The sequence below is a fragment of the Salipiger bermudensis HTCC2601 genome, from assembly GCF_000153725.1.
GTDB classification, from domain to species: Bacteria; Pseudomonadota; Alphaproteobacteria; order Rhodobacterales; family Rhodobacteraceae; genus Salipiger; species Salipiger bermudensis.
Genome location: NZ_DS022277.1, coordinates 145,947 through 171,382, shown reverse-complemented (window position 1 = coordinate 171,382; position 25,436 = coordinate 145,947). Strand labels below are relative to the sequence as shown.

26 protein-coding genes are annotated in these 25,436 nt (G+C 66.8%); 21 read left to right on the top strand and 5 right to left on the bottom strand.

The annotated features are described in order from the left end of the window. Positions 1 to 96: 96 nt before the first annotated feature. Positions 97 to 1,215 (top strand): alkene reductase, encoded by a 1,119-nt coding sequence (locus R2601_RS20040; RefSeq protein ID WP_007801717.1) that lies wholly within the window; start codon positions 97 to 99, stop codon positions 1,213 to 1,215. Between the two features lie 16 nt (positions 1,216 to 1,231). Next, complete coding sequence (locus tag R2601_RS20035) at positions 1,232 to 1,699, top strand: nuclear transport factor 2 family protein (RefSeq protein ID WP_254656087.1); 468 nt, start codon at positions 1,232 to 1,234, stop codon at positions 1,697 to 1,699. Positions 1,700 to 1,984: 285 nt separating this feature from the next. Here the strand turns inward: R2601_RS20035 and R2601_RS20030 are convergent, their stop codons facing one another. Then, positions 1,985 to 2,878 carry a LysR family transcriptional regulator gene (locus tag R2601_RS20030; protein WP_007801715.1) on the bottom strand — a complete coding sequence of 298 codons (894 nt, stop codon included), beginning with the start codon at positions 2,876 to 2,878 and terminating at the stop codon, positions 1,985 to 1,987. A 120-nt stretch (positions 2,879 to 2,998) separates the two neighbouring features. On the opposite strand from R2601_RS20030, the gene R2601_RS20025 reads away from it, so the two are divergent. The 4 genes from R2601_RS20025 (at position 2,999) to R2601_RS20010 (ending at position 6,432) form a co-directional block, all read left to right on the top strand. Beyond that, positions 2,999 to 3,889 (top strand): alpha/beta hydrolase, encoded by an 891-nt coding sequence (locus R2601_RS20025; RefSeq protein ID WP_007801714.1) that lies wholly within the window; start codon positions 2,999 to 3,001, stop codon positions 3,887 to 3,889. A gap of 193 nt (positions 3,890 to 4,082) precedes the next feature. Further along, the gene (locus R2601_RS20020) at positions 4,083 to 5,285 is read left to right on the top strand and encodes an MFS transporter (RefSeq protein ID WP_007801713.1); all 1,203 of its coding nucleotides are present in this window, start codon (positions 4,083 to 4,085) and stop codon (positions 5,283 to 5,285) included. Positions 5,286 to 5,302: 17 nt separating this feature from the next. Continuing rightward, on the top strand, positions 5,303 to 5,671 hold the full coding sequence (locus R2601_RS20015; RefSeq protein ID WP_007801712.1) for a cupin domain-containing protein: 369 nt from the start codon (positions 5,303 to 5,305) through the stop codon (positions 5,669 to 5,671). Then, complete coding sequence (locus R2601_RS20010; protein WP_007801711.1) at positions 5,668 to 6,432, top strand: SDR family NAD(P)-dependent oxidoreductase; 765 nt, start codon at positions 5,668 to 5,670, stop codon at positions 6,430 to 6,432. Before R2601_RS20015 ends, R2601_RS20010 begins: the two co-directional genes overlap by 4 nt. 175 nt (positions 6,433 to 6,607) lie before the next feature. Here R2601_RS20010 and R2601_RS20005 read toward each other — a convergent pair whose 3' ends face one another. Next, positions 6,608 to 7,510, bottom strand: a complete 903-nt coding sequence (locus R2601_RS20005; RefSeq protein ID WP_007801708.1) for a LysR family transcriptional regulator — start codon at positions 7,508 to 7,510, stop codon at positions 6,608 to 6,610. A 125-nt stretch (positions 7,511 to 7,635) separates the two neighbouring features. Here R2601_RS20005 and R2601_RS20000 point away from each other — a divergent pair, with 125 nt between their 5' ends. The 8 genes from R2601_RS20000 to R2601_RS19965 all read left to right on the top strand — a co-directional run bounded on the left by R2601_RS20000 (position 7,636) and on the right by R2601_RS19965 (position 15,609). Beyond that, the gene (locus tag R2601_RS20000; RefSeq protein ID WP_007801707.1) at positions 7,636 to 8,811 is read left to right on the top strand and encodes a cytochrome P450; all 1,176 of its coding nucleotides are present in this window, start codon (positions 7,636 to 7,638) and stop codon (positions 8,809 to 8,811) included. A gap of 38 nt (positions 8,812 to 8,849) precedes the next feature. After that, a complete protein-coding gene (locus R2601_RS19995; protein ID WP_007801705.1) occupies positions 8,850 to 9,173 on the top strand; it encodes a 2Fe-2S iron-sulfur cluster-binding protein in 324 nt (107 codons plus the stop codon). Continuing rightward, positions 9,170 to 10,348 (top strand): NAD(P)/FAD-dependent oxidoreductase, encoded by a 1,179-nt coding sequence (locus tag R2601_RS19990; protein ID WP_007801702.1) that lies wholly within the window; start codon positions 9,170 to 9,172, stop codon positions 10,346 to 10,348. The genes R2601_RS19995 and R2601_RS19990 overlap by 4 nt, the downstream gene beginning before the upstream one ends. Before the next feature lie 72 nt (positions 10,349 to 10,420). Beyond that, positions 10,421 to 11,401 (top strand): TRAP transporter substrate-binding protein, encoded by a 981-nt coding sequence (locus tag R2601_RS19985; protein ID WP_007801700.1) that lies wholly within the window; start codon positions 10,421 to 10,423, stop codon positions 11,399 to 11,401. Then, positions 11,401 to 11,898 (top strand): TRAP transporter small permease, encoded by a 498-nt coding sequence (locus R2601_RS19980; RefSeq protein ID WP_007801698.1) that lies wholly within the window; start codon positions 11,401 to 11,403, stop codon positions 11,896 to 11,898. The genes R2601_RS19985 and R2601_RS19980 overlap by 1 nt, the downstream gene beginning before the upstream one ends. Then, positions 11,895 to 13,193, top strand: a complete 1,299-nt coding sequence (locus tag R2601_RS19975; protein WP_007801696.1) for a TRAP transporter large permease — start codon at positions 11,895 to 11,897, stop codon at positions 13,191 to 13,193. The genes R2601_RS19980 and R2601_RS19975 overlap by 4 nt, the downstream gene beginning before the upstream one ends. A 539-nt stretch (positions 13,194 to 13,732) precedes the next feature. Further along, complete coding sequence (locus R2601_RS19970; RefSeq protein ID WP_007801694.1) at positions 13,733 to 14,155, top strand: hypothetical protein; 423 nt, start codon at positions 13,733 to 13,735, stop codon at positions 14,153 to 14,155. 104 nt (positions 14,156 to 14,259) lie between these two features. Then, positions 14,260 to 15,609, top strand: coding sequence for a PepSY-associated TM helix domain-containing protein (locus R2601_RS19965; protein WP_007801693.1), 1,350 nt, complete (start codon positions 14,260 to 14,262; stop codon positions 15,607 to 15,609). Positions 15,610 to 15,705: 96 nt separating this feature from the next. On the opposite strand, the gene R2601_RS19960 is transcribed toward R2601_RS19965, so the two are convergent. Beyond that, the gene (locus R2601_RS19960; protein WP_007801691.1) at positions 15,706 to 16,062 is read right to left on the bottom strand and encodes a hypothetical protein; all 357 of its coding nucleotides are present in this window, start codon (positions 16,060 to 16,062) and stop codon (positions 15,706 to 15,708) included. A gap of 370 nt (positions 16,063 to 16,432) precedes the next feature. On the opposite strand from R2601_RS19960, the gene R2601_RS19955 reads away from it, so the two are divergent. Next, positions 16,433 to 17,428, top strand: coding sequence for a GNAT family N-acetyltransferase (locus R2601_RS19955; protein WP_007801689.1), 996 nt, complete (start codon positions 16,433 to 16,435; stop codon positions 17,426 to 17,428). A 32-nt stretch (positions 17,429 to 17,460) separates the two neighbouring features. On the opposite strand, the gene R2601_RS19950 is transcribed toward R2601_RS19955, so the two are convergent. Both R2601_RS19950 and R2601_RS19945 read right to left on the bottom strand, forming a co-directional pair. Continuing rightward, positions 17,461 to 18,750: an NAD(P)/FAD-dependent oxidoreductase gene (locus tag R2601_RS19950; RefSeq protein WP_007801686.1), complete on the bottom strand. Its 1,290-nt coding sequence runs from the start codon at positions 18,748 to 18,750 to the stop codon at positions 17,461 to 17,463. A gap of 14 nt (positions 18,751 to 18,764) precedes the next feature. After that, positions 18,765 to 19,430: a haloacid dehalogenase type II gene (locus R2601_RS19945; RefSeq protein WP_007801685.1), complete on the bottom strand. Its 666-nt coding sequence runs from the start codon at positions 19,428 to 19,430 to the stop codon at positions 18,765 to 18,767. Positions 19,431 to 19,636: 206 nt separating this feature from the next. On the opposite strand from R2601_RS19945, the gene R2601_RS19940 reads away from it, so the two are divergent. From R2601_RS19940 to R2601_RS19915, 6 genes are all read left to right on the top strand, one after another. Further along, positions 19,637 to 20,005: a cupin domain-containing protein gene (locus tag R2601_RS19940; protein ID WP_040545584.1), complete on the top strand. Its 369-nt coding sequence runs from the start codon at positions 19,637 to 19,639 to the stop codon at positions 20,003 to 20,005. Continuing rightward, complete coding sequence (gene argE, locus R2601_RS19935) at positions 20,005 to 21,102, top strand: acetylornithine deacetylase (RefSeq protein ID WP_007801681.1); 1,098 nt, start codon at positions 20,005 to 20,007, stop codon at positions 21,100 to 21,102. Before R2601_RS19940 ends, argE begins: the two co-directional genes overlap by 1 nt. A gap of 132 nt (positions 21,103 to 21,234) precedes the next feature. Continuing rightward, on the top strand, positions 21,235 to 22,062 hold the full coding sequence (locus R2601_RS19930) for a GNAT family N-acetyltransferase (RefSeq protein WP_040545754.1): 828 nt from the start codon (positions 21,235 to 21,237) through the stop codon (positions 22,060 to 22,062). Positions 22,063 to 22,077: 15 nt separating this feature from the next. Further along, a complete protein-coding gene (locus tag R2601_RS19925; RefSeq protein ID WP_007801677.1) occupies positions 22,078 to 23,448 on the top strand; it encodes an aspartate aminotransferase family protein in 1,371 nt (456 codons plus the stop codon). Then, a complete protein-coding gene (locus R2601_RS19920) occupies positions 23,448 to 24,350 on the top strand; it encodes a 2-hydroxyacid dehydrogenase (RefSeq protein WP_007801676.1) in 903 nt (300 codons plus the stop codon). The genes R2601_RS19925 and R2601_RS19920 overlap by 1 nt, the downstream gene beginning before the upstream one ends. A 302-nt stretch (positions 24,351 to 24,652) precedes the next feature. Continuing rightward, the gene (locus R2601_RS19915) at positions 24,653 to 25,393 is read left to right on the top strand and encodes an HAD-IA family hydrolase (protein WP_007801674.1); all 741 of its coding nucleotides are present in this window, start codon (positions 24,653 to 24,655) and stop codon (positions 25,391 to 25,393) included. Positions 25,394 to 25,436 lie beyond the last annotated feature (43 nt).

The window sequence follows — 25,436 nt, the reverse complement described above, 5'->3', positions numbered from 1 at the left end:
AAGGAAGGCCCCCAAGCCTCTGAAACGCCGCTGGCCATGAAGCCGGGGCACAGATGTCTTCCTGCCAACTGCTTATATTCCTTCGAGGACCCACCCATGTCGCAACTCTTTTCGCCCTACGACCTCGCGGGCCTGCCCCTGCCGAACCGCACCGTCATGGCCCCGATGACCCGGTCCCGCGCCGCGACCGGTGCCCCCGACGCGCATACCGCGCTGTACTACGCGCAGCGCGCCAGCGCCGGGCTGCTGATCACTGAAGGCGCTCCGATCAGCCAGGAAGGCAACGGCTATCTCTATACTCCCGGCATCTACACCGACGAACACGAGGCGGCCTGGGCCAAGGTCACCAAGGCCGTGCATGATCGCGGTGGCCGCATCTTCGTGCAGCTCTGGCACGTTGGTCGGGTGTCGCACACGTCGCTGCAACCGGACGGAGCTGCGCCGGTCTCGGCCTCCGCACAGCGCGGCGAGGCCGCGTTCTCCTTCGCCACCGGGCCGGACGGAGAGCCGGGCCAGCAGCCCGCCTCGACGCCGCGCGCGCTTGAAACCGAGGAGGTCGCCCGCGTCACCGCCGATTTCGTGATGGCGGCCAAACGCGCCATTCGTGCCGGCTTTGACGGGGTCGAGATCCACGGCGCCAACAGCTACCTGTTCGAGCAGTTCCTGAACGCCAACTCCAACCTGCGCACCGACCGCTACGGCGGCAGCATCGAGAACCGCATGCGCTTCCTGCTGGAGACCATCGACGCCGTCGCAGCCGAGATCGGCATGAACCGCGTGGGCGTGCGCATTTCGCCGTTCGGGCGGCTGTCGGGGATGCAGGGATACGAAGGCGAGGCCGACACCTGGCTCGCCCTTGCCGAGGCGCTCGAAGCGCGGCAGCCCGCCTACGTTCACCTCAGCGACCAGCTAACCATCGGCGGCGAGGCGATGCCCGCGGGCTTCCCCTCGCAGTTCTGCAAGACCTTCACCGGCACGCTGATCGCCGCAGGCGGCTTCACGCAGGAGACCGGCGAGCAGGCGCTCAAGGACGGCGCGCTGGACCTCATCGCCTTCGGCAAGCCCTTCATCGCCAACCCCGACCTCGTCGAGCGGATGCAGAACGGCTGGCCGATCAACACGCCGTCGCGCGAGGCGTTCTACGGCGGCAACGGCGCTGCCGGGTACACCGATTTCCCCACTTGGGACGAAGAGAAAGACAAGATCGATGAATGATATGAGCCACGCGTCCGTGATAGACACCCGCCGCGAAGACCGCATCAGCGCGATGCTGGACCGCGAAGACATCCGCGCCCTGCGCCAACACTACAGCGCGCTCTTGGACGGCAATCAGGCCGACCGTATTGGCGAGGTTTTCACCGATGACGCCGAGGTGATCGTCACGGTTGGGTCGATGAAGGGCCTCGACGAGATCAAGACCAGCCTGCGCGGCGCCTACCAGATGTTCGATAGCCGCAAGGCCGGGCATTTCCCCTTCGTGCACGCCATTGCCAACCACGAGATCACCCTGACCGGCCGCGATACTGCGACCGGCAGTTGCTACCTGCTCGATTTCGTGACCGACCGTCCCGGTACGCAGCATCCCTTCCTGTTGCTGGGGCGTTACGTCGACAGCTACGTCCGCGTGAATGGCGCCTGGCGCATCAGCCGGTCCGAGCTCGACGTGCTCTGGCCGAATGACGACGCGGCAGAGGCCTAAGCACAGGGGGCGATCCCGGTGTGGGCGGCTTGTGCGAACGCCCTCGTCACCGCAGCCATGCCCTTCTGGGTCGCAAGACCTGCCATGGTGGGGGCCGATCTTCTGTCGGCCCCTGCACTGCGCTGGCCAGACCCGCGCGAGAACGACGCTTCCTGCAACAGGCTGCGCCACGGTGGGTCTATCGACACTCGGAGTCTGCCCGGCCGCTGCACATCGCGGTCATGCGGGGCTGACCGACGACCACGTGTTCTCGATTAGAGTGCGTGCGCCAGAGGTCGAAGCTTCTCACCTGCGATGGCGCAGCGCCTCCAGCACGGCGCGAAAGGCCGCAGAGGCTTGACGTCGGTTGGGGTAGTAGAGATGGAAGCCGTCCCAGACCGGGCAAAAGTCCTCGAGCACCTGCACCAGGCGTCCCTCTGCCAAGCCGGGACGGGCGATCTCTTCTGGCACATAGGTCAGGCCGAACCCGGCCTCGGCTGCGCGCAGGCAATCGAAGATGTTGTTGAAAGCAAGCTGGCCTTCGACCTTGACCCGCAGTTCGTGGTCCCTCTCCTTGAACTCCCATGCAAAGAACCCGCCGGTCGATTGCAGCTGGAAGTTCACGCAAGGCAATGCCGCCAGCTCGCGCGGATGACGAGGGCGCGGGCGGCTGTCGAACAGGTCCGGCGTGCCCACGACGATGTAGCGCAGGTCCGGACCGATCCGGGCCGAGATCATGTCCCGCGCCAGATGTTCACCGCGCCGCACGCCTGCGTCATAGCCTTCGGAGACGATATCGTTCAGCCCGTTGTCCTGCGTGATCTCGACCCGGATGTCGGGGTGCGCCTTAAGGAACGGCGCAAGACGCGGCCAGAGGATGTGGCTGACGCCATACTCCGATGACACGATGCGCACCGTCCCCGCAGGCGTATCACGCAGGTCGCCGAGAGCGTCGAGTTCCGCGTCGATGCCGGCGAAATGTGGCGTGATCCCCTCCAGCAGGCGCTGCCCGGCCTCGGTCGGGGCAACCGCCCGCGTGGTGCGGGTCAGCAGCCGCACACCAAGGCGGGCCTCGAGCTGCCGGATCGTGTGGCTGAGCGCGGATTGCGAGATCCCCATACCCGCCGCGGCACGGGTGAAATTGCGCTCGCGTGCCACCGCGATGAAGGCGCGCAGGTCGTCTATCTTCTCTCTCGCCATGGCTCACTCATGAATCGTTTCGATGGTTTCAAGAAATCTATCCCGCCTACTCTCTGAGTAAAGCCTGCCTATTTTGTGCTTCAAGCCCGTGAGGCGAAGGTAACAAAGAAGGATAACCCCATGAAACGCGTTGTTTTTCACAACAAGATCGGCATGTCCGTGGTCGGCACGCTATTCGTCCCCGAAAACGCCAACGGTCCGCTGCCCGCCGTGGTCATCGGTCACCCCTTTGGCGCGGTAAAGGAGCAATCCTCCATCGTCTACGCAAGGAAACTGGCGGCGGAAGGGTATGTGGCGCTGAGCTTTGACCAGTCGTTCTGGGGGGAAAGCGATGGCTACCCGCGCCAGACCGTGGTGCCGGACATCTATGTCGACAACATCAGCGCGGCGGTGGATTTCCTTGGTACGCAGGACATCGTGGACCGGGACCGCATCGGCGCGCTCGGCATCTGCGGCTCGGGCGGCTTCGTGCTGGCGGCGGCGCAGATCGACCCGCGCCTGAAGGCCATCGCGACGGTGTCGATGTACAACATGGGCGACGCCAACCGGCACGGCATCGGCGGCTCGGTCAGCGCCGAGGATCGTTGGGCGACGCTCGACGCCGCCATGACCCAGCGCCAGGCGGAATACGAAGGGGCCGCGCCGGAATACACCAGCGGCGCGCCGGACGAGATCGACGAGACCTCGGACCCGGTGTCGAAGGAGTTCTACGACTTCTACCGCACCCCGCGCGGCTATTCGCCCCGCACCACGACCAAGCCGACCCTGTCGTCGAACATCGGCTTCATGAACTTTTACCCGTTTACCCGGCTGGACGAGATCTCGCCACGCCCGGTGATGTTCGTCGCCGGCACGGAGGCCCACTCGATTGAGTTCAGCCATGACGCCTATGCCCGCGCAGCCGAGCCCAAGGAACTGGTCGAGGTGCCGGGCGCCGGTCACGTGGATCTCTACGACCGCGAAGAGCTGATCCCCTTCGACAAGCTGCTGAGCTTCTTTGGCAAGCTCTGAGCCATGATGAGCATCGCTCATGGATGTCAGAAGAGCGGCACCCATAGTCGGCAATGACAGCCAAGGCGTATTGCGTCAGCGGGCGGGCTTTTCCGTCCGCTGACCTGTCTTGACCGCGAACCACTCGGGGCAAGCCTGAGCAGGCAAAGGCTCCGCGCCCGAAGTCGCGCAAGATCCCATCGAAAGGATTTCCATGGCCACTGACACACGGTCCAACCCCCGGGCCAATCTCTGGGCGCTGATCGCGCTTGGCTTCGGGGCCTTCGTGATTTCCACCTCTGAATTTGCCAGCATGGGGCTGCTGCCGCTCTTCGCGGACGACCTTGGCCTCAGTCTGCCGAACGCCACCCATGGCATCACCGCCTACGCGCTTGGCGTGACGCTGGGCGCGCCACTGCTGACCATCGGGGCGGCGCGGCTCAACAAACGCGTGCTGCTGATCTGGCTTATGGTGCTGGCCTGCGCGGCCAATGTGCTGACGGCGTTCTCTGGTGGCTTGGGGTCACTGATCGTCGGGCGGTTTGCCAGCGGGCTGCCGCAGGGGGCCTATTTCGGGGCGGCGACGGTGGCGGCGATGCAGATGGTCGGACGCGACCGGGGCGGCTGGGCCGTGGCTCTGGTGATGTCGGGCATCTCGGTGGCCACCATCGGTGGCGCGCCAATGGGCACCTTCATCGGGCAGCTCTTCGACTGGCGCGTGTCCTACGCGGTGATCGCCGTCCTTGGCCTTGCCTCGGCACTGGCGCTCTTGAAGCTGGTGCCGCATTCGCATGACCTCGACGGCGGACCGGTCGCGCAGGAGATGGCGGCGCTGAAGCGCGGACCCGTGTGGCTGCTGCTGGCCTTTGCCTCCGTCGCGGTGGCGAGCCTGTTTTCGGTCTATACCTTCATCGGGCCACTGGTGACCCAGGTGGCGGGTCTGTCCGATATGATGATCGCCCCGGCGCAGATGCTGGTGGGGCTTGGCATCTTCGTCGGCACGCAGATCGGCGGGCGCGCGGCGGACCGCTACCGCTTTGGCGCAATGCTGGTGGCCTTTGCCGGTGCAATGGCAGTGCTGATCCTCATGGCACTGACGGCGCAGTCCCCCGCGATCCTGTTGCCGACCTTCTTCCTGCTGGGCGCCACGATCAACTCGGCGGTGCCTTCGGTCACGGTGCAGCTGATGCGCCTTGCCCCCGAGGCCCCGACCCTGATGGGCGCCATGAACATGGCGGCCTTCAACCTCGCCAATGCCATCGGCGCGGCGGCGGGCGGGCTGACGGTGGATGCGGGCCTTGGCATCGTGTCGTCGATCTGGGCGGGGCTGGCGCTGACCGGCGGCGCGCTTACCTTCTTTGTTGCCGTCTCGGGCAAGCTGCGCAACGGCGTGGGCGCGGGCCAACCGGCGGAATGAGACGCGCGGAGGATGATATGACCGACAGTCCCCTTGCCCTGACATGGGCCGACTGGGCCACGAAACCCGAGACCTGGAACGGCACGGTCGAGGGGCATCGCCTCGGCACCGGCATTTCGGTGATGTTCTACACGACGAACGAGGTTGGCGCCGGTCCGGGCTTTCACACCCACCCTTACGACGAGATCTTCGTCATTCGCGAAGGCTGCGCTCACTTCACCGTGGGCGATCAGGAGATCACCGCGCAGAAGGGCGACATGCTGCGCGCGCCGGCCGGGGTCTGGCACAAGTTCCACAACCTTGGGCCAGGGAGGCTGGAGACGACGGACCTCCACCTCGCGCCGGAAATCACCGTGACATGGCCTGACCAAGGAGACGAGACATGAGCCGCATCCTGATCACCGGAAGCACGCAGGGCGTGGGCCTCAATGCCGCGCGACAGTTGCTGGACGAAGGGCACGAAGTCATCCTGCACGCCCGCAACACGGCCCGCGCCGAGAGCTTCGGTGCTTTGGCAGACCGGGCCGCTGGCGTGGTCACAGGGGACCTGTCCCTGATGCAGGAGGTCGCTGCGCTGGCCGATCAGGTGAATGCTCTTGGTCCAATCGATGCGATCATCCACAATGCCGGTATCCTCGGCGGGTCCCCGCGCAAGGAGACGGCAGAGGGCCGCCTACAGGTGCTCGCGGTCAACACGCTGGCGCCCTACCTGCTGTCGCAACGGGTGGCGGCGAGTCGTCTGATCTTCACCGGCAGCAGCATGCATTACGGTCATGATGGCGCGCTGAACGACATCGAGTGGACCACCCGTCGCTGGGCATCCTCTCAGGCCTATGGCGAAAGCAAGATGCTTGTTGGCGCGCTGTCGAACGCGCTCGCCCAACGTTGGCCGGAGGTGCTGTGCAACACCGTCGATCCGGGCTGGGTGCCGACGCGGATGGGCGGGGCCTCGGCCTCCGATCCGCTTGATCTGGCGCATCGCACGCAGGTCTGGCTGGCGACCAGCGACGATGTCGAAGCGCAGGTCTCCGGCGGCTATTGGCATCATATGAAGACCCGGAGCCCGGATCCAAAAACCACTGCCCCCGGATTTCAGGATGCGCTGATGGCCAGGCTCGACGCCTTGATCGGAGATTGCTTCGGCTGAGGCAATGGTTCGGCACACTCAAACGGCACCCGCAGAAAGAAGGCACCGCTTATCGGTCGTCCAATGGGCTGGAGGTGAAGGCCCGCGTCAGCGGGTTGCGCGGCTCGAGCCGAAGGTCGCGTGACGCCAAGGCTCAGGCTGGGCCTGTTGGCTGAGGCGCCGCCCCGAGGGTCCCCTATCGTCGCGCGACGCGCCAGATCAGGTCGCGCAGCCAGCGATGCATCGCGGAGGCGTTGGTGTGCGCGGCCCAGACCAGCGACACGTCGAACCGCCCCGGGAACGGGCAGTCGGCCACCTTGAGCCGATCGGCGTTCCATTCTCCGAGCCGACGCGGAACCGTGGCCACGAGGTCGGACTCGATGATCAGCGTCGCAAGCCCCGCCGGGCTCGGCGCAACCACGACCGGCGCGATCCGGTGCCCCGCCGCTTCGAGCTCGCGCAGATAGGCGGACTGCCAGCCGCCGCCGTAGTCGATCAGCACGTGGTTGAGGCAGAGATAGCTGTCGATGTCGAGCGCGGTGTCGGCCAGTGGGTGGGCGGCATCCATCAGGCAGGCATATTCCTCGGCATAGAGGCGGCGTGAGTGAAACCCGGATTCCGAGCGCGCGAACGGTCCGATGAGCACGTCGGCCTCGCGGTTGAGCAATCGCAGATGCCCGTCCCCAAGCGCGTTGATGACCTTCACGGTCATCCCCGGTGCCTCGCGGCGGATCGCGCTGACCAGCGCCGGGATCAGCAGCACGCGCTCGTAATAATTGCAGGCGATGGTGACGTTCTGCGTCGCGCTGCCCGGTTCGAAGGCGTCGGGCTGCAGCATCTCGTCAAGCATCCCGAGCATCTGGAGCGAGCGCGCGAGGATCTCCTCGCAGCGATCGGTCGAGACCTGCCGGCCGCCCTCGCGCACGAAGAGCGGATCGTGGAAACACGCCCGCAGCTTGGCGATTGTGTAGCTGACCGCGGACTGGTTGACGTTGAGCTTTTCCGCCGCGGCGGTGAACGAGCCAAGCTCGTGCACCACCCGCAAGAGGTTGAGGGCAGCAAAGTCGATGCTGGATGGATCGGCGTTTGGCTGCGCCATGTGAAGACCTCGCGTCGGCTGGGCGTCCATCGAATTTTTCGATAGCAGGTAATCATTCCATCGCATTGCTTGGCAAGGCCGTGGCTCTCTAATGTCTCCGCAGAGGAGAGCTTTGGGAGGAGTTCATGGCACTGGCACCGCTTGACGGGGCGATTACGCTCGACCAATTGAGTTCGGATCCCTATCCGATCTATCGCCGACTGCGCGCCGAGAGCCCGGTGCTGCGGGTCGCCTCGACCGGCCGGACCCTGCTCACCAAGGCGGCGCTGACCAAGGCGGTCAAGGACAACCCCGAGCTTTTCAGCAGCGATGATCCGCAGACCCCGATGAAGCCGGCCTTCCGGGCGCACACGCTGATGCGCAAGGACGGCAAGGCGCATTTCGTCGAACGCAAGGCGATCTCGAAGGCGCTGACGCCGAAGCGGATCAAGGCCGACTGGGGGCCGCTCTACGAGCAGCTCGCCGAGGACTATATCGCGCGGCTGCCGCGCGGCGAGACGGTCGATCTCTTCACCGATCTCTGCGGCCCGCTTGCGGCCCGCATCCTCGCGCATATCCTCGGCATCCCCGAGGCCAGCGACGAGCAGATGATGCGCTGGTCGCAGTTGCTCATTGACGGGGCCGGCAATTTCGGCTGGAAGCCCGAGCCCTTCGCCGCCTCGGATGCCGCGAATGACGAGATGGACGCGCTCTTTGCCGAGCTCGAGCCGATCCGTCGCGGCGAGCCCGACGGCTCGGCCTATTCGCTGATGCTGACCGCCGACGACCCGATCCCCATGAGCCAGATCCACGCCAATATCAAGATCGCCATCGGCGGCGGCATCAACGAGCCGCGCGATGCGCTGGCGACGATCCTCTACGGCCTGCTGACCAACCCCGACCAGCTGGCGGAGGTGCGCGCGCAGGAGGCCTGGGACAAGGCCTTCGAGGAAGGCATCCGCTGGGTCGCGCCGATTCAGGCCAGCTCGCGGCTGGTCACCGAGGACACCGAGCTTGGCGGGTTCGACATCCCCAAGGGCGATACGGTGATGACGATCCAGGCCTCGGCCAACCGGGACGAAGAGCTTTACGAGGACGGCGAGTCATTCTTTGTGTTCCGCGACAAGAACCCGCATCAGGCCTTCGGCAACGGCCCGCACCATTGCGCAGGCGCACATGTGGCACGCCGCACGGTCGGCAAGATCATCCTGCCGATGCTGTTCGACCGCTTCCCGAACATGACCCTGCCGAACCCGGAGGACGTGGTCTGGAAAGGCTTCGGCTTCCGCGGGCCGATCAACCTGCCGGTGGTGCTCAACTGAGCGCTGCGGGACGCGAGACATTCGAGGAGGAGACAACGATGATCAAGGTGACCTATGTCGCCCATGACGGGACCGAGACGGTGATCGAAGCCGAAGAGGGCACCAGCGTGATGCAGGCCGCGGTTTCGAACGATGTCGAGGGCATCGTCGGCGAGTGCGGCGGCTCGATGATGTGCGCGACTTGCCACTGCTATGTCGACGAGGCGTGGGAGGCCAGAACAGGCCAGCGCTCCGACGACGAGGACGAGATGCTCGAGGGCGCCGCCTCCGAGGTCACCGAGCGCTCGCGCCTGTCCTGCCAGATCAAGCTCGACCCGTCGCTCGACGGGTTGGTGGTGCACCTGCCGGAGGAGCAGTTGTGAGCCCTTCGCGGGTCGTCATCGTCGGTGCGGGGCAGGGCGGACTTCAGGCCGCGATCAGCCTGCGGCAGAACGGCTTTGACGGCGCGATCACCCTGATTGGCGCCGAGCCGGGGCTGCCCTACCAGCGCCCGCCGCTGTCGAAGGCCTACCTGCTCGACGGCAAGGCCGAGGCCCTGACCCTGCGCCCCGCCAGCTTCTTCGAGAGCAAGCAGGTGACCTATCTGCCGGACACGCGGATGCTCGAAATCGACCGTGGGGCCTGCGAGGTCCGGCTTGACGGCGTCGGGGGCGACCGGCGGCTGGGCTATGATCACCTGATCCTCGCCACCGGCACCCGCAACCTGCGCCCGCCCATCGACGGGCTGGAGCATGCCTTTGATCTGCGCACCCTTGCCGATGCCGGGCGTCTGCGCGAGGCGCTCGCCGCCCCCCGGCGCATCGCGGTGATCGGCGGCGGCTTCATCGGCCTCGAGTTCGCCGCGGTGGCGCGCAAACTGGGCCACGAGGTGCGCGTGATCGAGGCCGCGCCGCGCCTGATGGCGCGGGCGGTGTCGCCGGCGATGTCGCGGCATTTCGAGGCGTGGCACCGGGCACAGGGCGTCGCGCTTCATCTGGGGCGTGCCGCGATCGGCGTCGATGCGGCGGGCGTGGCGCTCGATGATGGCGCGCGGGTCGAGGCCGATTTCGTTCTGCTGGCGGCTGGCGTGCGCCCCAACACCGAACTGGCCGAGGCAGCCGGGATCGAGACCGTGAACGGCGTCTCGGTGGATGCGCAGCTCCTCACCTCGGACCCGGCGATCTCGGCGCTTGGCGATTGTGCGAGCTTCCCCGATCCGCGCAGCGGTGCCATGGTACGGCTGGAAAGCGTTCAGGCCGCGACCGATCACGCCCGGCTGATCGCCGCCCGCATCGCCAAGGGCGCCTGCCCGGACTACGCGGCGGTGCCGTGGTTCTGGTCCGATCAGGGCGATCAGAAATTGCAGATCGCGGGCTTTGCCGGCCCCGCGGCGACGGAGGAGGTCGTTGCGGACGGTCTGGTCGCGCGGTTTGACGCGGGTGGGCTTGCGGCGGTGGAAACCGTCAACAATGCGCGGACCCACATGAAGGCGCGGCGGCTTCTGGCGCCGGGGGGATCGGCTGATCTTGCCGCGTTGAAAGACGCCATTTTCGCCTGAACGGGAGATTGGCTTGTGCCGCCGCAACGGACGGCTCAGGCTCTTGAAGAGGGTTCAAACGGGAGGAGAACCATGAAGATCACGTCACTCGCAACGGCAGCGTCGCTCGCCGTCTCGCTGGCCGCCGCGACCGAGGCGCAGGAGCTCAAATACGCCAACTGGGCGCCACCGTTCCATACCATCACCGAGGCGCAGATCGACCCGCTCGCCAGCGCGTTCGCCGAGGGCACGACTGAAGGCGCGAGCCTGCGCGCTTTCCACGGTGGTGAGCTTGGCGCAGGTCCGGCGGATCAGTATGTCCGCATCGTGCAGGGCACGGCGGACATGGGCTGGGGCCTGCCGGGCTACACCTCGTCGCAATTCCCCAAGACGCTGATCGTCGAGCTGCCGGGCGCGCTGCCGCTCGAGGAGCCGGGCTATGCCGCGCTCTGGCGCGCGTTCGACGCCGAGCTCAAGAGCGAGTTCCCGATGACCGAGGCGATCGCACTCTGGGGGGCCGAGCCCAACATCCTGATGATGAAGGAGCGCGAGGTGCTCAGCCCCGGCGATCTCAGCGGTCTGAAGATCCGCGTGGCGGGCTCAATTGCCGCCGAGGCGATGGAGGCGCTTGGCGCGACGCCGGTGCAGCTGCCGATGACGCAGGTCTATAACGGCCTCCAGACTGGCCTGATCGACGGGCTGGTCAGCGGTGCCTCGGTGCTGTCGGACTTCAAGCTCAACGAGGTTGTGAGCACCGTCACTACCGGGCCGAACCTCGGCCGTCTCACCTTTTACACGGTGATGAACAAGGGCGTCTATGACGGCCTCTCCGACGAGGCGCGGGCGGCGCTCGACGAAATCAAGGGCGAGCCGATCTCGAAGATGACCGAGGAGGCCTGGGTCGCCACTGCCGACAAGGCGCTTGAGGAGGCGCGCAGCTCGGACAGCATCACCGTCAACGATCTCGACGCCGCAGCGAGCAAGGCCTTTGACGATGCGCTGGCCGAGGTCACTGACGCCTATGTGGCCGAGGTTGGTGGCGAAGCGGCGCTGGCCGCGATCCAGGGCCAGTGATGCGCGCCCTGCACAAATTTGCGGAGGGGCTGATCCGCCTCTCCGCGATCATCGGCACGCTGGGCCTGCTCTTCGTGGTGGCTGTGATCGTGGTCGACGTGGTCGGGCGAAATTTTGGAGCGCCGCTCTACGGCGCGCAGGATCTGGTGATGATGACGATGGTGATCGTGGTGTTCGGCGGCATGGCGCTTTGCGGCCGCGAGGACGGGCATATCGTCGTCGACATTCTCGAGCCGCGCTTTCCGCCGCGCCTGAACCGCGCCATCGATCTGGTCGCCGGTGTGCTGGGTGCGACGATCTTCGTTGCGATCGCCTACACCGTCTTCAAAAGCGCGCAGCTGAGCCAAATGCTGAACCTGTCGAGCAACCTGCTGCGCCTGCCGACCGCGTGGTTTCAATACGCGCTCTGCGCCTTGTCTTTGATCGCCGCGCTGGCCCTGATCCTGCGCGCGCTGATCACCCCGCGCCGCCCCCATCCCGCGCAGGAGACATCATGAGCCCGGTTTTGATCGGCAGCGCCGGCTTCGTGCTGCTTCTTGTCCTGCTTCTGCTGCGGATCCCGGTTGCCTTTGCCATGTTCACCGTGGGCTTCGTGGGCATCTGGATCTTGAACGGGCTTCAGGCGGCCACCGGGCTGCTGGCCTCGGAGACTTTCGCACTGGCCTCGAATTCCGAGCTCATCGTGGTGCCGCTGTTCATCCTGATGGGCAACGTGGCGAGCGTGACCGGCATGAGCCGGCGGCTCTACGAGGCCGCCTATGCCACCATCGGACAGGTGCGCGGCGGGCTGGCCGCGGCGACCGTGATCGGCTGTGGCGGCTTCGCCGCGCTCTCGGGCTCATCGGTGGCCTCTGCGCTGACCATGGGCCGCACCGCGCTGGCCGAGATGGACCGGTTCAATTACAGCCCGCGCCTTTCCACCGGCGTGGTGGCGGCGGGCGGCACGCTGGGCATCCTGATCCCGCCCTCCACCGGCTTCGTGATCTACGCCATCCTGACCGAGCAAAGCATCGGCCGGCTGTTCATGGCAGGCGTGCTGCCGGGCATCCTGCTTCTGACGCTGTTCCTGCTGACGGTGCTGCTGCTGTGCGCGCTGAAACCCTCGCTCGGACCGAAGGGCCCGGCCACGACGCTGTCGGAGAAGGGCCGCGCGTTTCTCGGTGCGATCCCGATCCTCGTGGTGATCCTGCTGACCATCGGCGGCATCTATACCGGCGTGTTCTCACCCACCGAGGCCGCCGGCGTCGGTGCGGCTCTGGTCATCGTCATCGGCGCGGTGAGCCGCACGCTCGACCTGCGCAGCTTCTGGCAGGCGGCACGCAGCAGCGTCGTGACCACCGCCTCGGTGATGCTGATCCTGATGGCGGCGCACCTGATCAACCCGTTCATCGCGCTCAGCCACCTGCCCGCCGAGGTCAGCCGGATGCTCGTGGCCTTCGATCTGGGCACCTACGGTACGCTGATCCTGATCCTCGCGATCTACCTCGTGCTTGGCTGCTTCCTCGAGGGGCTGGCGATGCTGGTGCTGACGTTGCCAATCTTCATGCCAGTGATCCTGTCGCTCGGCATCGATCCGATCTGGTTTGGGGTGCTGGTGGTGCTGACGCTCGAGATGGGGCTGATCTCGCCGCCGGTGGGGATAAACGTCTTCATCGTGAAGTCGGTGGCGCGCGACGTGCCGCTGAGCGAGATTTTCTGGGGCGTGATCCCGTTCTGGTGCGCCATGCTGGTGACGCTCGGCCTTCTGGTGGCGCTGCCGCAGCTCTCGCTGTGGCTGCCCGGCATGATGTAGAGCCCGGACGAGCCCCGCCGCGACACCGGCAGGATGTCGCGGCGTGGCCGAACAGGAAGAGGGCAGCCGAGAAGAGCCTGCTTGCGGCGGTTGGGCGTGGACAAGACTTGGCGGTCGGCGCGGACTTGCAAGGTTCCGGTACAAGACGCGAGCCATCATCTAGGTCGGCGCGCTTCGAGACGACGCTCGGACGATGGACAAACCAGGAGGCGCACTATCGGTCGACTTCGCCGAGCGCCGAAAAAGCTTGGTGCTGAGACGATGGGTTCCTGCTCGACGGTCCCACGCCTCCTTTGGTACGGATGCAGGAAAGGCGTGTGCAAGATCCGGTCGGTGAGGCAATGCACACGCGCCTGACTTGCGTTGGATTGGCAGGAATGCGTAGGCCAAACCTTCACTGAAGATCGACGGTGACCGCCAGCGTTCGTTGCCCTTGGCGCCGCCCGCGGCGTCATAATGCTCGTGCCAGGACACGATCGTGAGCGGCGCCCGCGGTGGCTTCTTGCAGAACACGGGCCCCCCACAGGGGGAGGCGCGGAATGCCGGACAGTCTCATGGAACGCGTTGGCATTTCTGCACTTCCGCTCGAGCTCTACCCGTGCCACAAGCCGGTCATGTGTGAACGGGCGTCTCTTGTAGTGGGTCTCTCGCTCGGCGTGCTATTGGCATTGTCGAGCATGATTTCCGCCATGCTCATGGCCCCCGACCGCGCCGCTGCCGGCTACGAGGCGTATGCGCTCACCTATGGCGCGGCCCCTGCCGATCTTTGCGGCGAGCACGCCGGGCATGATCACCATTGCCCGCTGTGTCATGGGCTTCCTGACGCCCCCGAGAGCGCCCGGGCAGAGCGCCAGACCCTGCTCGAGCCGCATGAGGCTTGGCAGCGGCGGGACGACCTGCACCGGGCCGCGCAAGCGCGCAACCTCCGTCATTCCCCAAGGGCGCCACCGGTCTCCGTCTGACGGCGCTGCGCCGTCTTATCTCCAGACATCACGCCGGGGCGGTGCGCCCGCCCGGTCGCCCTTTTTCGTGCCCGGCGGATCGTCGGGCCAACCGGAGCTGTCTCATGACGGATACCACTTCTCGCGCGGGGTCTGCCGCGCTCTACCGCGCCGTTTGGCGCTGGCATTTCATCGCAGGCCTGCTGATCCTGCCTTTCGTCCTGATCCTCGCGGTCACCGGCGGGATTTATCTCTTCAAGGACGAGATCAACGACGCCGCCCATTCCCGGCTGCGCTTTGTCGAGCCGGCGGCCAGCCAGCTTGCGCCCTCGGCGATCGCCGGCGCCGCGCTTGACACGCATCCCGGCGAGATCAAGGCCTACACGCCCCCGGCGGCGGACAATCGCAGCGCCGAGGTCGATATCCTCGGCCCGGACGGGCTCAAGAACACGGTCTATGTCGATCCCTACACGTGTACCGTTCTGGGCACGCTCTGGGACGCGGGCGCCGCCGGAAGCCCGGCGATGTATGTCGTGCGCAAGCTGCACTCGCTGGAATATGTCGGCTGGTTCGGCAACCGGCTGATCGAGATGGCCGCCGGCTGGATGGTGCTGCTCGCCGCAACCGGCACCTATCTCTGGTGGCCGCGCAACAAGAAGCTCGGCACCGTGTCGATCAAGGCAAGTCGGGGCCGGCCGTGGTGGCGCGATCTGCACGCGGTCACGGGGATCTACACTGCCGGGTTCATCGTGTTTCTCGCGATGACCGGCCTGCCGTGGTCCTCGGTCTGGGGCGGCAAGTTCTACGATTATGCCAACGGGCTGGGCCTCGGCATGCCCGAGGGCTACTGGTCGGGCCTGCCGCTTTCGACAGTGCCGCTTTCGGAGGCCACCGACCGCGCGCCCTGGATCATCGAGCAGCAGCCGGTGCCGCAGTCCGGATCGGCGGAGGGCGTGCCGCAGACGCTCGACCAGGTGGTCGCGACGGTAGAGGAGCTGGGCATCGTGCCGGGCTATGCGGTGTCGATGCCGCGCGGAGCGGAGGGTGTCTTTACCGCCTCGGTCTATCCCGACGACATCACCTATGAGCGGGTCATCCACCTCGATCAGTATAGCGGCGAGGTGCTCTACGATGCGGGGCTTGCGGATCTCGGCACGCTGGGCCGCTGGGCCGAGTGGGGGATCTCGGTGCATATGGGGCAGGAGTTCGGACTGGTGAACCAGATCGTACTGCTGCTGGCCTGCCTCGCCATGGTCGGGCTCTGCGTTTCCGGAGCCGCGATGTGGTGGAAGCGCCGCCCGTCGGGTGCGCTCGGCGTGCCGCAGGTACCCACGGACTGGCGCATCCCGCGCGCGCTGCTGCTGATGGCGGTCGCGGCGGGGGTGTTCTTCCCGCTGGTCGGCCTGTCGATGCTGGTCCTCGTGGCAGTCGAGATCGCGGTCCATCTCCGTCGTCGCCGCAGAGCGCTGGCCTGATGCACCGCAGGCGCCCGGTCAGCCGGGCGCCTGTCTTCGCGAGCGCAGGTGAGGGTGGCGCCCCGGAATGTCCGGGCCGACCAGGCCGTCAGGATCTCAGCCCTCTGAGCCGTCGGCACGCGCCATGTTGGCATCCGCACTGCGGGCCTGTGCCACGTAGATCGCCACCGCCATCAGGTCGGGCGCCGAGGTCAGCTTGTCCCCTTCCATGATCTTGGCAAGCAAGGGGCCCTGCGACCAGTCCTCGCGAGCCATGAACTGCCGGGCCACCAGCGCGGCTGCCTCTGGGCGGGCATGGACGAAGCGACGCAGGGCGGCCGAGATCTTCGTGCGAAGTGCGGAGGATGCGACGCCGTGCTGGTGCGCGCCGAGCTCGCGGTGCTCGTCCGCCTGCGCCGATGCAAGCGGCGCCGCGACCAGTGCGGCCAGGGCGGTGATCCGGAATGTCTTCATTGTGCGTCCTTTCGCATCGACTCGGACGTGTTTAACAGAGGAACTGTGACGATGATATAACATATCAAATCGTGGTTCGCAGGAAGCCGAGTCTGGCGCCTCGCGGGCAGGTGTCGTCAGCGTGTTGATGGTCAGACTGTTCACCACGTGTCGCCAGCGCTGGCCGGTGGCCAGAGGGACTTGGCGACGCCTGATTGCGTGATCACTGACCAGACTCGATGCGCGAAATCGCGGGTTGCCGCTGGTGCGGGCGCTGAACTACAGCAGAACCTTCGGGCGAGAGCGGCGAAACGGCATATCTTTTCATGGATTTTGTCGGATAAAGGGGACGAGGTCCGTCATTGGGCCGCCGGCCCGAAACGGAAAGACCATGAAGACAAGCCTCACACAGGATTATCTTGGCCCATCGCTGCCTGCAGGCAGCGCCGAAGTGATGCCGCAAGAGGCGCTGTCCCGTCATGACGCATTCATGACACGCAAGGCACCCAGCGTGGAAAGCGACTGGATGCAGGTCGACATTTACAAGGCGCATATCGAAGAGATCAGTCCAGCCATCCTCACGCGGATGCACGAGCTGACCATGAGCGTTTTCTGGCCGCACCGCCCCCCGGACATCGCGCTCTGCATCGGGCTGGGCAAGGGCTATGTCGCACTTGATGAGATTGGCAGGCCGCTGAGCTCGGCGATGGGATTTCCGAGCGGCGAGGATTTCGCCATGCTCGGGATGATGGTCACCACCCCGCGTCTGCAGGCACAGGGCACCGGCGGACGGCTTCTCCGGCGCGTGATCAACGACCTGCAAGGGCGCGATCTGCGCCTGTCGGCCACACGTGAGGGCTATCGCCTCTACGAAGCGGCCGGGTTCGTGCCGATGGGACTGGTGTATCAGCATCAGGGCGTGGCACGCGCGATCCGTCCGCCCGAGCCGGTAACGGGGCTGACCGTGCGGGCCATGCAGCCCGGCGACCTGCCCGCGATCCGGGCGCTTGATCAGCACGCCTACGGTGCGGCCAGGACGGCAATCCTCGACGCGCTGAACGGGGTCTCCGAGGTGATCGTCGCCGAGCGCGGCGGCGCAATCGAGGGCTTCGCCATGATGCGCGCCTTCGGCAAGGGCCGGGTCATCGGACCGCTGATCGCCGAGCAGGATGAGGTGGCGATGCAACTCGCGGCGCATTTCATCCTTGCCAACGAAGGCGCGTTCCTGCGGCTCGACACCATCGTCGAGAGCGAACGCTTCGAGGCCTTCCTCTCGGCTGCGGGTCTCGGGGTCTACGACACAGTCACCGACATGCGCTTCGGCCGCTTGCGCCGTGCCCAGAGCGGTCCCATGACCTACGGGCTGGCCATGCAATCGCTGGGGTGAGCAATCGGGGGGGCGCTCTGAAGCGCCCCGACCTACGACAGCCTGTCCTTGAGGCCGAAATACACGCCCACCAGCGGCAGGAACCACGGCTTGCCCGAGTGCAGCGGCACCTTGGGCCAGTCGAGCCCCTGCAGCGGGTTGGTGTCGGTGCGGCCCATCGCCATGTCGGCCAGAACCTGCCCCATCAGCGTCGCCATCTGCGCGCCGTGGCCGGAATAGCCCATGCCGTAGAGCATGCCGTCGGCCTCACCCGCACGCGGGAAGCGGTCCTTGGTCATGCCGACCATGCCACCCCAGCAATAGTCGATCCCGACACCGGCCATCTGCGGGAACATCTCGGTCAGCGCCGCGCGCAGCACCTTGCCCGACTTGGCGTCCGAGCTCTGGTCCGAGGTGGCCGAGAACCGCGCCCGCCCGCCGAAGATCATCCGCTTGTCCGGCGACAGGCGGAAATAGTTGCCGATGTTCATCGAGGTGACATAGGTGCGGTCGCCCGGCAGGGTCGCCGCGATCTCGGCCTCGCTGAGCGGGCGGGTGGCCACGATGAACGAGCCCACCGAGATGATGCGCTTGCGGAAATAGCCCAGGGGCGCGCATTCGACGCTGTTGGAATAGGCATTGGTCGCGGCGATCACGCGCTCGGCGCGGATCGTGCCCTTGGGCGTCTGGATCAGCCAGCCGCCGCCCTCGCGCTTGCGCCCGATGACCGGGGCGTCTTCCCAGATCTTCGCGCCGCGGCGATGCGCGGCCTCGGCCAGCCCATTCACGTAGCGGCCCATATGCATCATGCCGGACTTGCCGTAGAGCATCGCGCCGTGGAACTGATCCGAGCCGATTTCGTCTGTCAGCTCATGCGCCTCGAGGAAGCGGGTGTCGGGATCGACCTCGCGGTGGATCAGCTCGAAATTCGACCGCAGGCCGGCCACGTGACCGGGCTTGGAGGCGAGCTTGAGCTTGCCGGAGCGGCGGAAGTCGCAGGCGATACCCTCTTCGGCGATCACCTCCTCGATCATGTCGATCGAGCGGTCATAGGCCTGCCACAGCGCCTTGGCGCGCTCGGCGCCGAGCTGCGCCTTGGCTTCGCCATAGCCATGGGCCATGCCGTTGTTGAGATGCCCGCCATTGCGGCCCGAGCCGCCGAAGCCCACATGCCGGGCTTCGAGCACCGCAACGCTCACCCCCTCGCGGGCGAGTTTGCGGGCCGCGTTGAGGCCGGTGAAACCCGCGCCGATCACCACCACGTCGACCTTGCCCTCGACCGGGCCGTCCTGGGCCGAGGCGAAAGCTGGCGCCGTGTCGTGCCAGTAGGATTTGAACTGCATCGCGGTGGCTCCTCTCAAAGACCGACGACGCCGGGCAGGCCGGAGATGTCCTTGATCTCGGTATAGCCGTAGAACGGGTTGGCCGGCTCGTGGCCGCGGTTGACCCAGACCTTGTGTTTGATGCCGATATCATGCGCGGTCATCAGGTCATAGCGGAACGACGACGAGACGTGCAGCACGTCTTCCGGGCCGCAGCCGAGCATGTCGAACATGTACTCGAAGGGGCGCATCTGCGGCTTGTAGGCCTGCGCGCTTTCGGCGGTGAAGACATGCGCGATCGGCGCGCCGAGCTTCTCGATGTTGTGCGGAATCTGGCTGTTCATCGAGTTGGTGAGCGCCACCAGCGGAATGTGCGGCGCGATCTTGGCGAGGCCCGCGGGCACGTCGGGGTTGGGGCCCCAGGTCGGCACGCGGTCATAGATCTTGGCGGCGATCTCGGGATCGAAGGCGACGCCGTTGCGCTTGCAGGTGCGCTCGAGCGCGTTGTGCACCACCTCGGCATAGGGCTTCCACGCCCCCAGAACCTCGTCGAGGCGGTAGGCCGAGAAATCGCGGATGAAGACCTCGATCTTCTCGGCGCCAAGCTGCTCGCCGTAGAAATCGCGCGCGGCGCCGGCCATGTCAAAATAGATCATCGTGCCGTGGCAGTCGAAGGTGATGAATTTGGGGCGGAAGGGCATGTCAGTCTCCGGGGGTCCTTGATGCGGTCATCTTGGCCCGACCCCGGCCACAGCGCCTGCCGCGTTTCCCGCTTTCAGCGCATGAAATTTCGTTTGTCACAGAAGGCGCGGCACGGTCTGCCGCCTGGGCCCGGCATTCGGTGACTGCCGCGGCGGGGCAGGGGGCATTCTGCCCGCAGACCGACATTCCCAACCCGGAGACCCCGATGAGCCTGCTCGTTCCGCTCGACCCCAGCCCCGATTTCGCACCGAAGGAGGCGACCGCCGCCCCGGAGCGTTTGCTCGAGGGCGCGCCCTCTTTCAAGACATGGGAGCTGGACACCGCTCTGGCCGAGGCCGCCAAGTGGGGCAAGATCCGCACCGGGATCTGGGAAGCGACCGCCGGCAAGACCATCTCGATCAAGGGCGAGACCTTCGAGTTCTGCCATATCCTCTCGGGGCGCTGCGAGATCAGCGAGGACGGCGGCGAGACCCATGTCTTCGGCGCGGGCGACAGCTTCGTCATGAAGCCCGGCTTCACCGGCAGCCGGAACACGCTCGAGACGGTGAAGAAGATCTTCGTGATCGCCTCCTGATGCAGGCGGCGGAGATTCTGGAGCGGCTGGTCGGGTTCCCCACGGTGGTGGGCGGCCCGAACGGTGCGCTGATCGACTGGGTGGCGGACTATCTCGGCGCGCATGGCGCGAGGGTGACGCGGCTGATGGGGCCCGAGGGGGATCGCGAGAACCTCTTCGCGACGCTCGGCGATCCGTCGCGTCCCGGCTATATCCTGTCGGGCCATGTCGATGTGGTGCCCGCGGGCGAGCCCGACTGGCTTGGCGATCCGTTCGTGCTGCGCCAAAGCGGCGAGCGGCTGATCGGGCGCGGGGCCTGCGACATGAAGGGCTTTGTCGCCGCGGTGCTCGCGGCCGTGCCGGAGCTGTCGCGGATGCCGCTCGGGGCGCCGATACATATCGCGCTGTCCTATGATGAAGAGGCGGGGTGCCGCGGCGTGCCGCACCTGCTCGAGGCGCTGCCAGACCTCTGCACCGCGCCTCTGGGCTGCATCGTTGGCGAGCCGTCCGGGCTGGTCCCGGTGCTGGCGCACAAGGGCAAGGCGGCGTTGCGGCTGAGTGCTGCGGGCGTGGCGGGGCATTCCTCGCGCCCGGATCTCGGCAGCAACGCGATCCATGCGCTGATCCCGGCGCTGGCCGAGGCCGTCGCGCTGGCCGGAGACCTCAAGGACGGGCCGCAGGATCTGCGGTTCGAGCCGCCCTATTCCTCGCTGCAGGTGGGCACGGTCTCGGGCGGGCAGGCGCTCAACATCATCCCCGAGCAGGCCGAAGCCCGGATCGAGGCGCGCGCCATCGCCGGGGTCGACCCGCGGAAGATCCTGTCGCCGCTGCTCGAGATTCCGGGCGTCGCGGCGGAGTGGCTGGCCAGCTACCCGGCGCTGGCGCTTGATGCCGACCATCCGCTGGCGGCGCTGAGCGCCGCAATCTCGGGGCACGCACCGCTTCAGGCGGTGTCCTATGGCACCGAGGCGGGGCTGTTCCAGCAGGCCGGAGTGGCTTCGGTGATCTGCGGCCCCGGCGACATCGGGCGCGCCCACAAGCCCGAGGAATACCTCACCGAGGCCGAGCTTTCGGGCGCCGTCGAGATGGTTCTGGCGCTTGGCCGCCGTCTGATCTGACGGCGGCATATCCTGCGGCGGCCCGGCGCCGCCGCAGCGCGAACCTGCCGCACGGGCGAAGGATCAGGCGGAACCTGCCGCCCGCGCGGCCCTAAGCTCAGAACAAGAAACGACCCAAGTTCAGAGATGCCCATGACCGCAGCTTCTCCCACCACGACGCCCGCGTCCGATCTGGCCCTGAGGGCCTTCACCCCCGAGCATATTCCGGGCGCGTTGCGCCTGTCGCAGGAGGCGGGCTGGCCTCACCGCGCCGAGGACTGGGCGCTGACGCTGTCGGTGTCGCAGGGTGTCGTGGCGCTGCGCGACGGTGAGATCGTCGGTACGGCGCTGTGTTCGATCTTTGGCGAGGTCGCCTCGGTCAACATGATCATCGTCGATGCGCGGATGCGCGGGCACGGGCTTGGCCGCAAGCTGATGCAGGCGGTTCTTGACCTAGCCGGCACCCGCGAGCTGCGCCTCACTGCCACCACGGACGGGCTGCCGCTCTACCAGAAGTTGGGCTTTCAGTGTACTGGCGAAATTCTGCAACATCAGGGTATTGCCCTGCGCGGCGAGCCAGAGCTGCCGGTCTTCGAGGGCGATGCGGACGGCATTGCCGCGATGGATCTTGCGGCCGGTGGCATGGAGCGCGCGACGCTTCTGGCCGGCATCGCCGAGCGCGGCATGGTGCTGCGTGCGGAGGGCGGCTTTGCGCTGCTGCGCGATTTCGGACGCGGGCAAGTGCTGGGACCGGTCGTGGCCAGAGATATGGCGACCGCGCGGGCGCTGCTGTCTGCCGGGGCCACGCGCGCGGCGGGCGGCTTCCTGCGCGTCGATCTCACCGATCCGGCCCTTGCCGACCATGCGACAGGCCTCGGACTTGTCCATGTGGGGGGCGGCACCGCCATGGCCAAAGGCGCGGCCCCCGCTTGCGCCCCTGTCTTCAAAACCTACGCCCTGGCCTCGCAGGCCCTCGGCTGACCCACGGAGCACATCATGCTGACAAACTCCCTCGTCGAGCTGGACCGCCAGCACCTCGTTCATCCGGTCTCCTCCTTCCGCGGCCATGAGGCGCGCGGCGTGCGCGTGCTGCGCTCGGCCAAGGGTGCGACCGTCACCGATACCGAGGGGCGAGAGCTGCTCGACGGTTTCGCGGGCCTGTGGTGCGTCAACGCGGGCTATGGCCACGAAAGCGTGGTCGAGGCCGCCGCCGACCAGATGCGCAAGCTGCCCTACGCCACCGGCTATTTCGACCTCGGCGCCGAAGCCCCGATCCGACTTGCCGCCGAGCTTGCCGAGCGCAGCCCGGGCGATCTCAACCACATCTATTTCAGCCTCGGCGGCTCGGACGCGGTCGACAGCACGATCCGCTTCATCCGCTACTACTGGCACGCCAAGGGCCAGCCGCAGCGCGACCAGTTCATCTCGGTCGAGCAGGGCTATCACGGCTCGACCAGCATGGCCGCGGGTCTCACCGCGCTGCCCGGCTTTCACGAAGGCTTTGGCATCCCCTATCAGTGGCAGCACAAGATCTCGTCGCATTATGCCTACCGCAACCCGGCGCAATCCGCGGAAGAGATCGTCGCCGCATCGGTGGCCGAGCTGCGCGCCAAGGTGTCCGAGATCGGCGAGGACAAGGTCGCGGCCTTCTATGTCGAGCCGATCCAGGGCTCGGGCGGCATCCTTGTGCCGCCGAAGGGCTGGATGAAGGCGATGCGCGATGTTTGCGCCGAGCTCGAGATCCTGTTTGTCGCCGACGAGGTGATCACCGCCTTCGGTCGCACCGGGCCACTGTTTGCCTGCGAGGACGAGGGCATCGTCCCCGACCTGATGACCACCGCCAAGGGCCTGACCTCGGGCTACGTGCCGATGGGCGCGGTCTTCATGCGCAACCATGTCTATGAGACCATCGCCGATGGTGCCGGCGCCAAGGCGGTCGGTCACGGCTTCACCTACTCGGCGCATCCGGTCTCGGCGGCGGTGGCGCTCGAGGTGCTGTATCTCTACGAGGGCGGATTGCTCGAGAATGGCCGCAAGGCCGGTGCGCGCCTGATGGCCGGACTCGAGACGCTGCGCGATCACCCGCTGGTCGGCGACGTGCGCGGGCGTGGCATGCTGGCCGCGGTCGAGCTGGTCACGGACAAGGAAAAGAAGACCCCGCTGCCCGCCAGCGTGCAGCCCGCCACAAGGCTCTTCGACCGGGCTTGGGAGCAAGGCCTGATCGTCCGCAGCTTCCCGCAGGGTATCTTCGGCTACGCGCCGCCTCTGTGCTGCACCGAAGCGGAGATCGACGCCATTGTCGAGCGCACCCGCACGGTGCTCGACCAGACGCTCGAGGATCCCGAGATCCGCGCGGTGCTGCGCTGATGGCGCTGCTGCTGCTCGGACCCGCCGCGCGCGCCAGCGTCTGGTCGGAGGTCTGCGCCGAGGCAGGCGAGGTCTTCTACCACGAGACCGCCCCGGCCGAGGAGGTGACCCATCTCGCCTGCTGGGTGCCGCCCGAGGATCTTTCGGTTTACCCCAACCTGCGGGTGGTGATCTGCGTCGGCGCCGGTGTCGACCAGATGCCTCTGATGCCGGAGGGGGTGTCGTTGGTGCGCACCCATGCGGCCAGCGTCGACGAGATGGTGCGTGACTGGGTCGTGATGGCGACGCTGATGTTGCACCGCGACATGCCGGGCTACCTCGCGCAGGCGCGCGACGGGCTGTGGCAGGCCGGGACGATCCCGCTGTCGCGCGGCGCGAAGGTCGGCATCATGGGCATGGGCCGCATCGGCTCGCTTGCCGCAGAGACGTTGGGCGGCATGGGCTTCGACGTGCTCGGCTGGTCGCGCTCGGGGCGCGGGCCGGAAGGCGTGCGGATGTTCGACTCGGGCGGCATGGAGCGCTTCCTGTCCGAGGCCGAGATCCTGATCTGCCTGCTGCCGCTGACGCCTGCCACGCAGGGTCTGATGGACGACGCCTTCCTCGCCAAGCTGCCAAAGGGCGCACGGTTGGTGCAGGCGGGACGGGGAGCGCAGCTGTCGCTCGACGCACTGCGCCGCGCGCTCGACAGCGGCCAGCTTTCTTCGGCCATGCTCGACGTCACCGAGCCCGAGCCCCTGCCCGCGGATCACTGGGCGTGGCGCCATCCGCGCGTCATCGTCACGCCGCATGTCGCCGGCCAGACCGACGCCCGCGAGGGCATCGAACACGCGCTGGCAGTGATCCGCGCCGATCGCGCCGGGCAGGCGCTTCCCGGCCTTGTGGATCAGGGGCGAGGCTACTGAGACGCGCTCGCGGACCGCGCCCGGAAATGCCGCGGCCTGCGGGAATACAGAACAATATGCCGCACCCGCCGCCTCTTTCGGAGATTCCGGAGTGCCAATTTGGGACAAGCTCTCAGAGACCGGAGCGCGGGTCTGAACCAAGAAGCACCATGGATTTCACCGCAAACCCGGAGAAATCGACGCAAAACCGGGAGAAACTGCCCGTTTCGCAGCCACAGCAGAAGATGCTGCGAAGCCCGGGCCTCCCGAAAAGGACCAAGGCGCACTCCCCGCGCCGGCGCATCGCAGAAAGGACTGCCGAGATGGCAACGACCACCGCCGTGAAACCCCTGACCGCCTTTGGCTACGTCACCTTCGACGTGGTCGGCACGCTGATCGACTTCGAGGGCGCGATCAAGGAGGGGCTGGCCAAGATCGCCGAGCGCGAGGGCGTCGAGATCGACGGCGAGGCGGCGCTCTCGGTCTATCGCGATGCCCGCTACGAACCCGGCGCGGGTCTGTTCCCCGATGATCTCGGGCGCTGCTATTCCCGCATCGCCGCGGCCTTCGGCCTGCCCGACACCGAGGCATACCGCCAGCTGATGATCGACACCGTGGGCGAGGCCAAGCCGTTTCCCGACAGCGTCGAGGCGATGGCGCGGCTCAAGGCGCGCTACAAGCTCATCGCGATGACCAATGCCCGCCGCTGGGCCTTCGAGAAATACGCCGAGAAGCTGGGCCAGCCGTTCTGGGCCGGGTTCACCACCGACGACACCGGCTGTGAGAAGCCCGACCCGGCCTATTTCGAACAGGTTTTCGAGCATGTGGGCCGCGAGGGTGGCAGCAAGGACGCGATCCTGCACACGGCGCAGAGCCAGTACCACGATATCGGCATCTCGCGCGCCCTTGGCATGACAAATGCCTGGATCCAGCGTCGGCACGCGCAGCAGGGCTATGGCGGAACCATCGAGCCCAAGGAGTTCACCGAGCCCGACTACCATTTCCATGCGCTGATCGAGCTGGCCCGCGCCGCCGACGCGGCCTTTGACGCGCAGACATCCTGAACCAACCCGGCTGAATGCGGCGACAAGACCGCGGCAGCCATCC

Excerpts from the sequence above, each read along its gene's own strand:
- R2601_RS20020 (WP_007801713.1), top strand. The coding sequence starts at position 4,083 with ATGGCCACTGACACACGGTCCAACCCCCGGGCCAATCTCTGGGCGCTG.
- R2601_RS19965 (WP_007801693.1), top strand. The coding sequence starts at position 14,260 with ATGACGGATACCACTTCTCGCGCGGGGTCTGCCGCGCTCTACCGCGCC.
- R2601_RS20015 (WP_007801712.1), top strand. The coding sequence starts at position 5,303 with ATGACCGACAGTCCCCTTGCCCTGACATGGGCCGACTGGGCCACGAAA.
- R2601_RS19960 (WP_007801691.1), bottom strand. The coding sequence starts at position 16,062 with ATGAAGACATTCCGGATCACCGCCCTGGCCGCACTGGTCGCGGCGCCG.
- R2601_RS20000 (WP_007801707.1), top strand. The coding sequence starts at position 7,636 with ATGGCACTGGCACCGCTTGACGGGGCGATTACGCTCGACCAATTGAGT.
- R2601_RS20025 (WP_007801714.1), top strand. The coding sequence starts at position 2,999 with ATGAAACGCGTTGTTTTTCACAACAAGATCGGCATGTCCGTGGTCGGC.
- R2601_RS20040 (WP_007801717.1), top strand. The coding sequence starts at position 97 with ATGTCGCAACTCTTTTCGCCCTACGACCTCGCGGGCCTGCCCCTGCCG.
- R2601_RS19955 (WP_007801689.1), top strand. The coding sequence starts at position 16,433 with ATGAAGACAAGCCTCACACAGGATTATCTTGGCCCATCGCTGCCTGCA.
- R2601_RS19940 (WP_040545584.1), top strand. The coding sequence starts at position 19,637 with ATGAGCCTGCTCGTTCCGCTCGACCCCAGCCCCGATTTCGCACCGAAG.
- R2601_RS20030 (WP_007801715.1), bottom strand. The coding sequence starts at position 2,878 with ATGGCGAGAGAGAAGATAGACGACCTGCGCGCCTTCATCGCGGTGGCA.
- R2601_RS19945 (WP_007801685.1), bottom strand. The coding sequence starts at position 19,430 with ATGCCCTTCCGCCCCAAATTCATCACCTTCGACTGCCACGGCACGATG.
- R2601_RS19980 (WP_007801698.1), top strand. The coding sequence starts at position 11,401 with ATGCGCGCCCTGCACAAATTTGCGGAGGGGCTGATCCGCCTCTCCGCG.
- R2601_RS19970 (WP_007801694.1), top strand. The coding sequence starts at position 13,733 with ATGCCGGACAGTCTCATGGAACGCGTTGGCATTTCTGCACTTCCGCTC.
- R2601_RS19920 (WP_007801676.1), top strand. The coding sequence starts at position 23,448 with ATGGCGCTGCTGCTGCTCGGACCCGCCGCGCGCGCCAGCGTCTGGTCG.
- R2601_RS19975 (WP_007801696.1), top strand. The coding sequence starts at position 11,895 with ATGAGCCCGGTTTTGATCGGCAGCGCCGGCTTCGTGCTGCTTCTTGTC.
- R2601_RS19915 (WP_007801674.1), top strand. The coding sequence starts at position 24,653 with ATGGCAACGACCACCGCCGTGAAACCCCTGACCGCCTTTGGCTACGTC.
- R2601_RS19925 (WP_007801677.1), top strand. The coding sequence starts at position 22,078 with ATGCTGACAAACTCCCTCGTCGAGCTGGACCGCCAGCACCTCGTTCAT.
- R2601_RS20010 (WP_007801711.1), top strand. The coding sequence starts at position 5,668 with ATGAGCCGCATCCTGATCACCGGAAGCACGCAGGGCGTGGGCCTCAAT.
- R2601_RS19950 (WP_007801686.1), bottom strand. The coding sequence starts at position 18,750 with ATGCAGTTCAAATCCTACTGGCACGACACGGCGCCAGCTTTCGCCTCG.
- R2601_RS19995 (WP_007801705.1), top strand. The coding sequence starts at position 8,850 with ATGATCAAGGTGACCTATGTCGCCCATGACGGGACCGAGACGGTGATC.
- R2601_RS19985 (WP_007801700.1), top strand. The coding sequence starts at position 10,421 with ATGAAGATCACGTCACTCGCAACGGCAGCGTCGCTCGCCGTCTCGCTG.
- argE (WP_007801681.1), top strand. The coding sequence starts at position 20,005 with ATGCAGGCGGCGGAGATTCTGGAGCGGCTGGTCGGGTTCCCCACGGTG.
- R2601_RS19930 (WP_040545754.1), top strand. The coding sequence starts at position 21,235 with ATGACCGCAGCTTCTCCCACCACGACGCCCGCGTCCGATCTGGCCCTG.
- R2601_RS20005 (WP_007801708.1), bottom strand. The coding sequence starts at position 7,510 with ATGGCGCAGCCAAACGCCGATCCATCCAGCATCGACTTTGCTGCCCTC.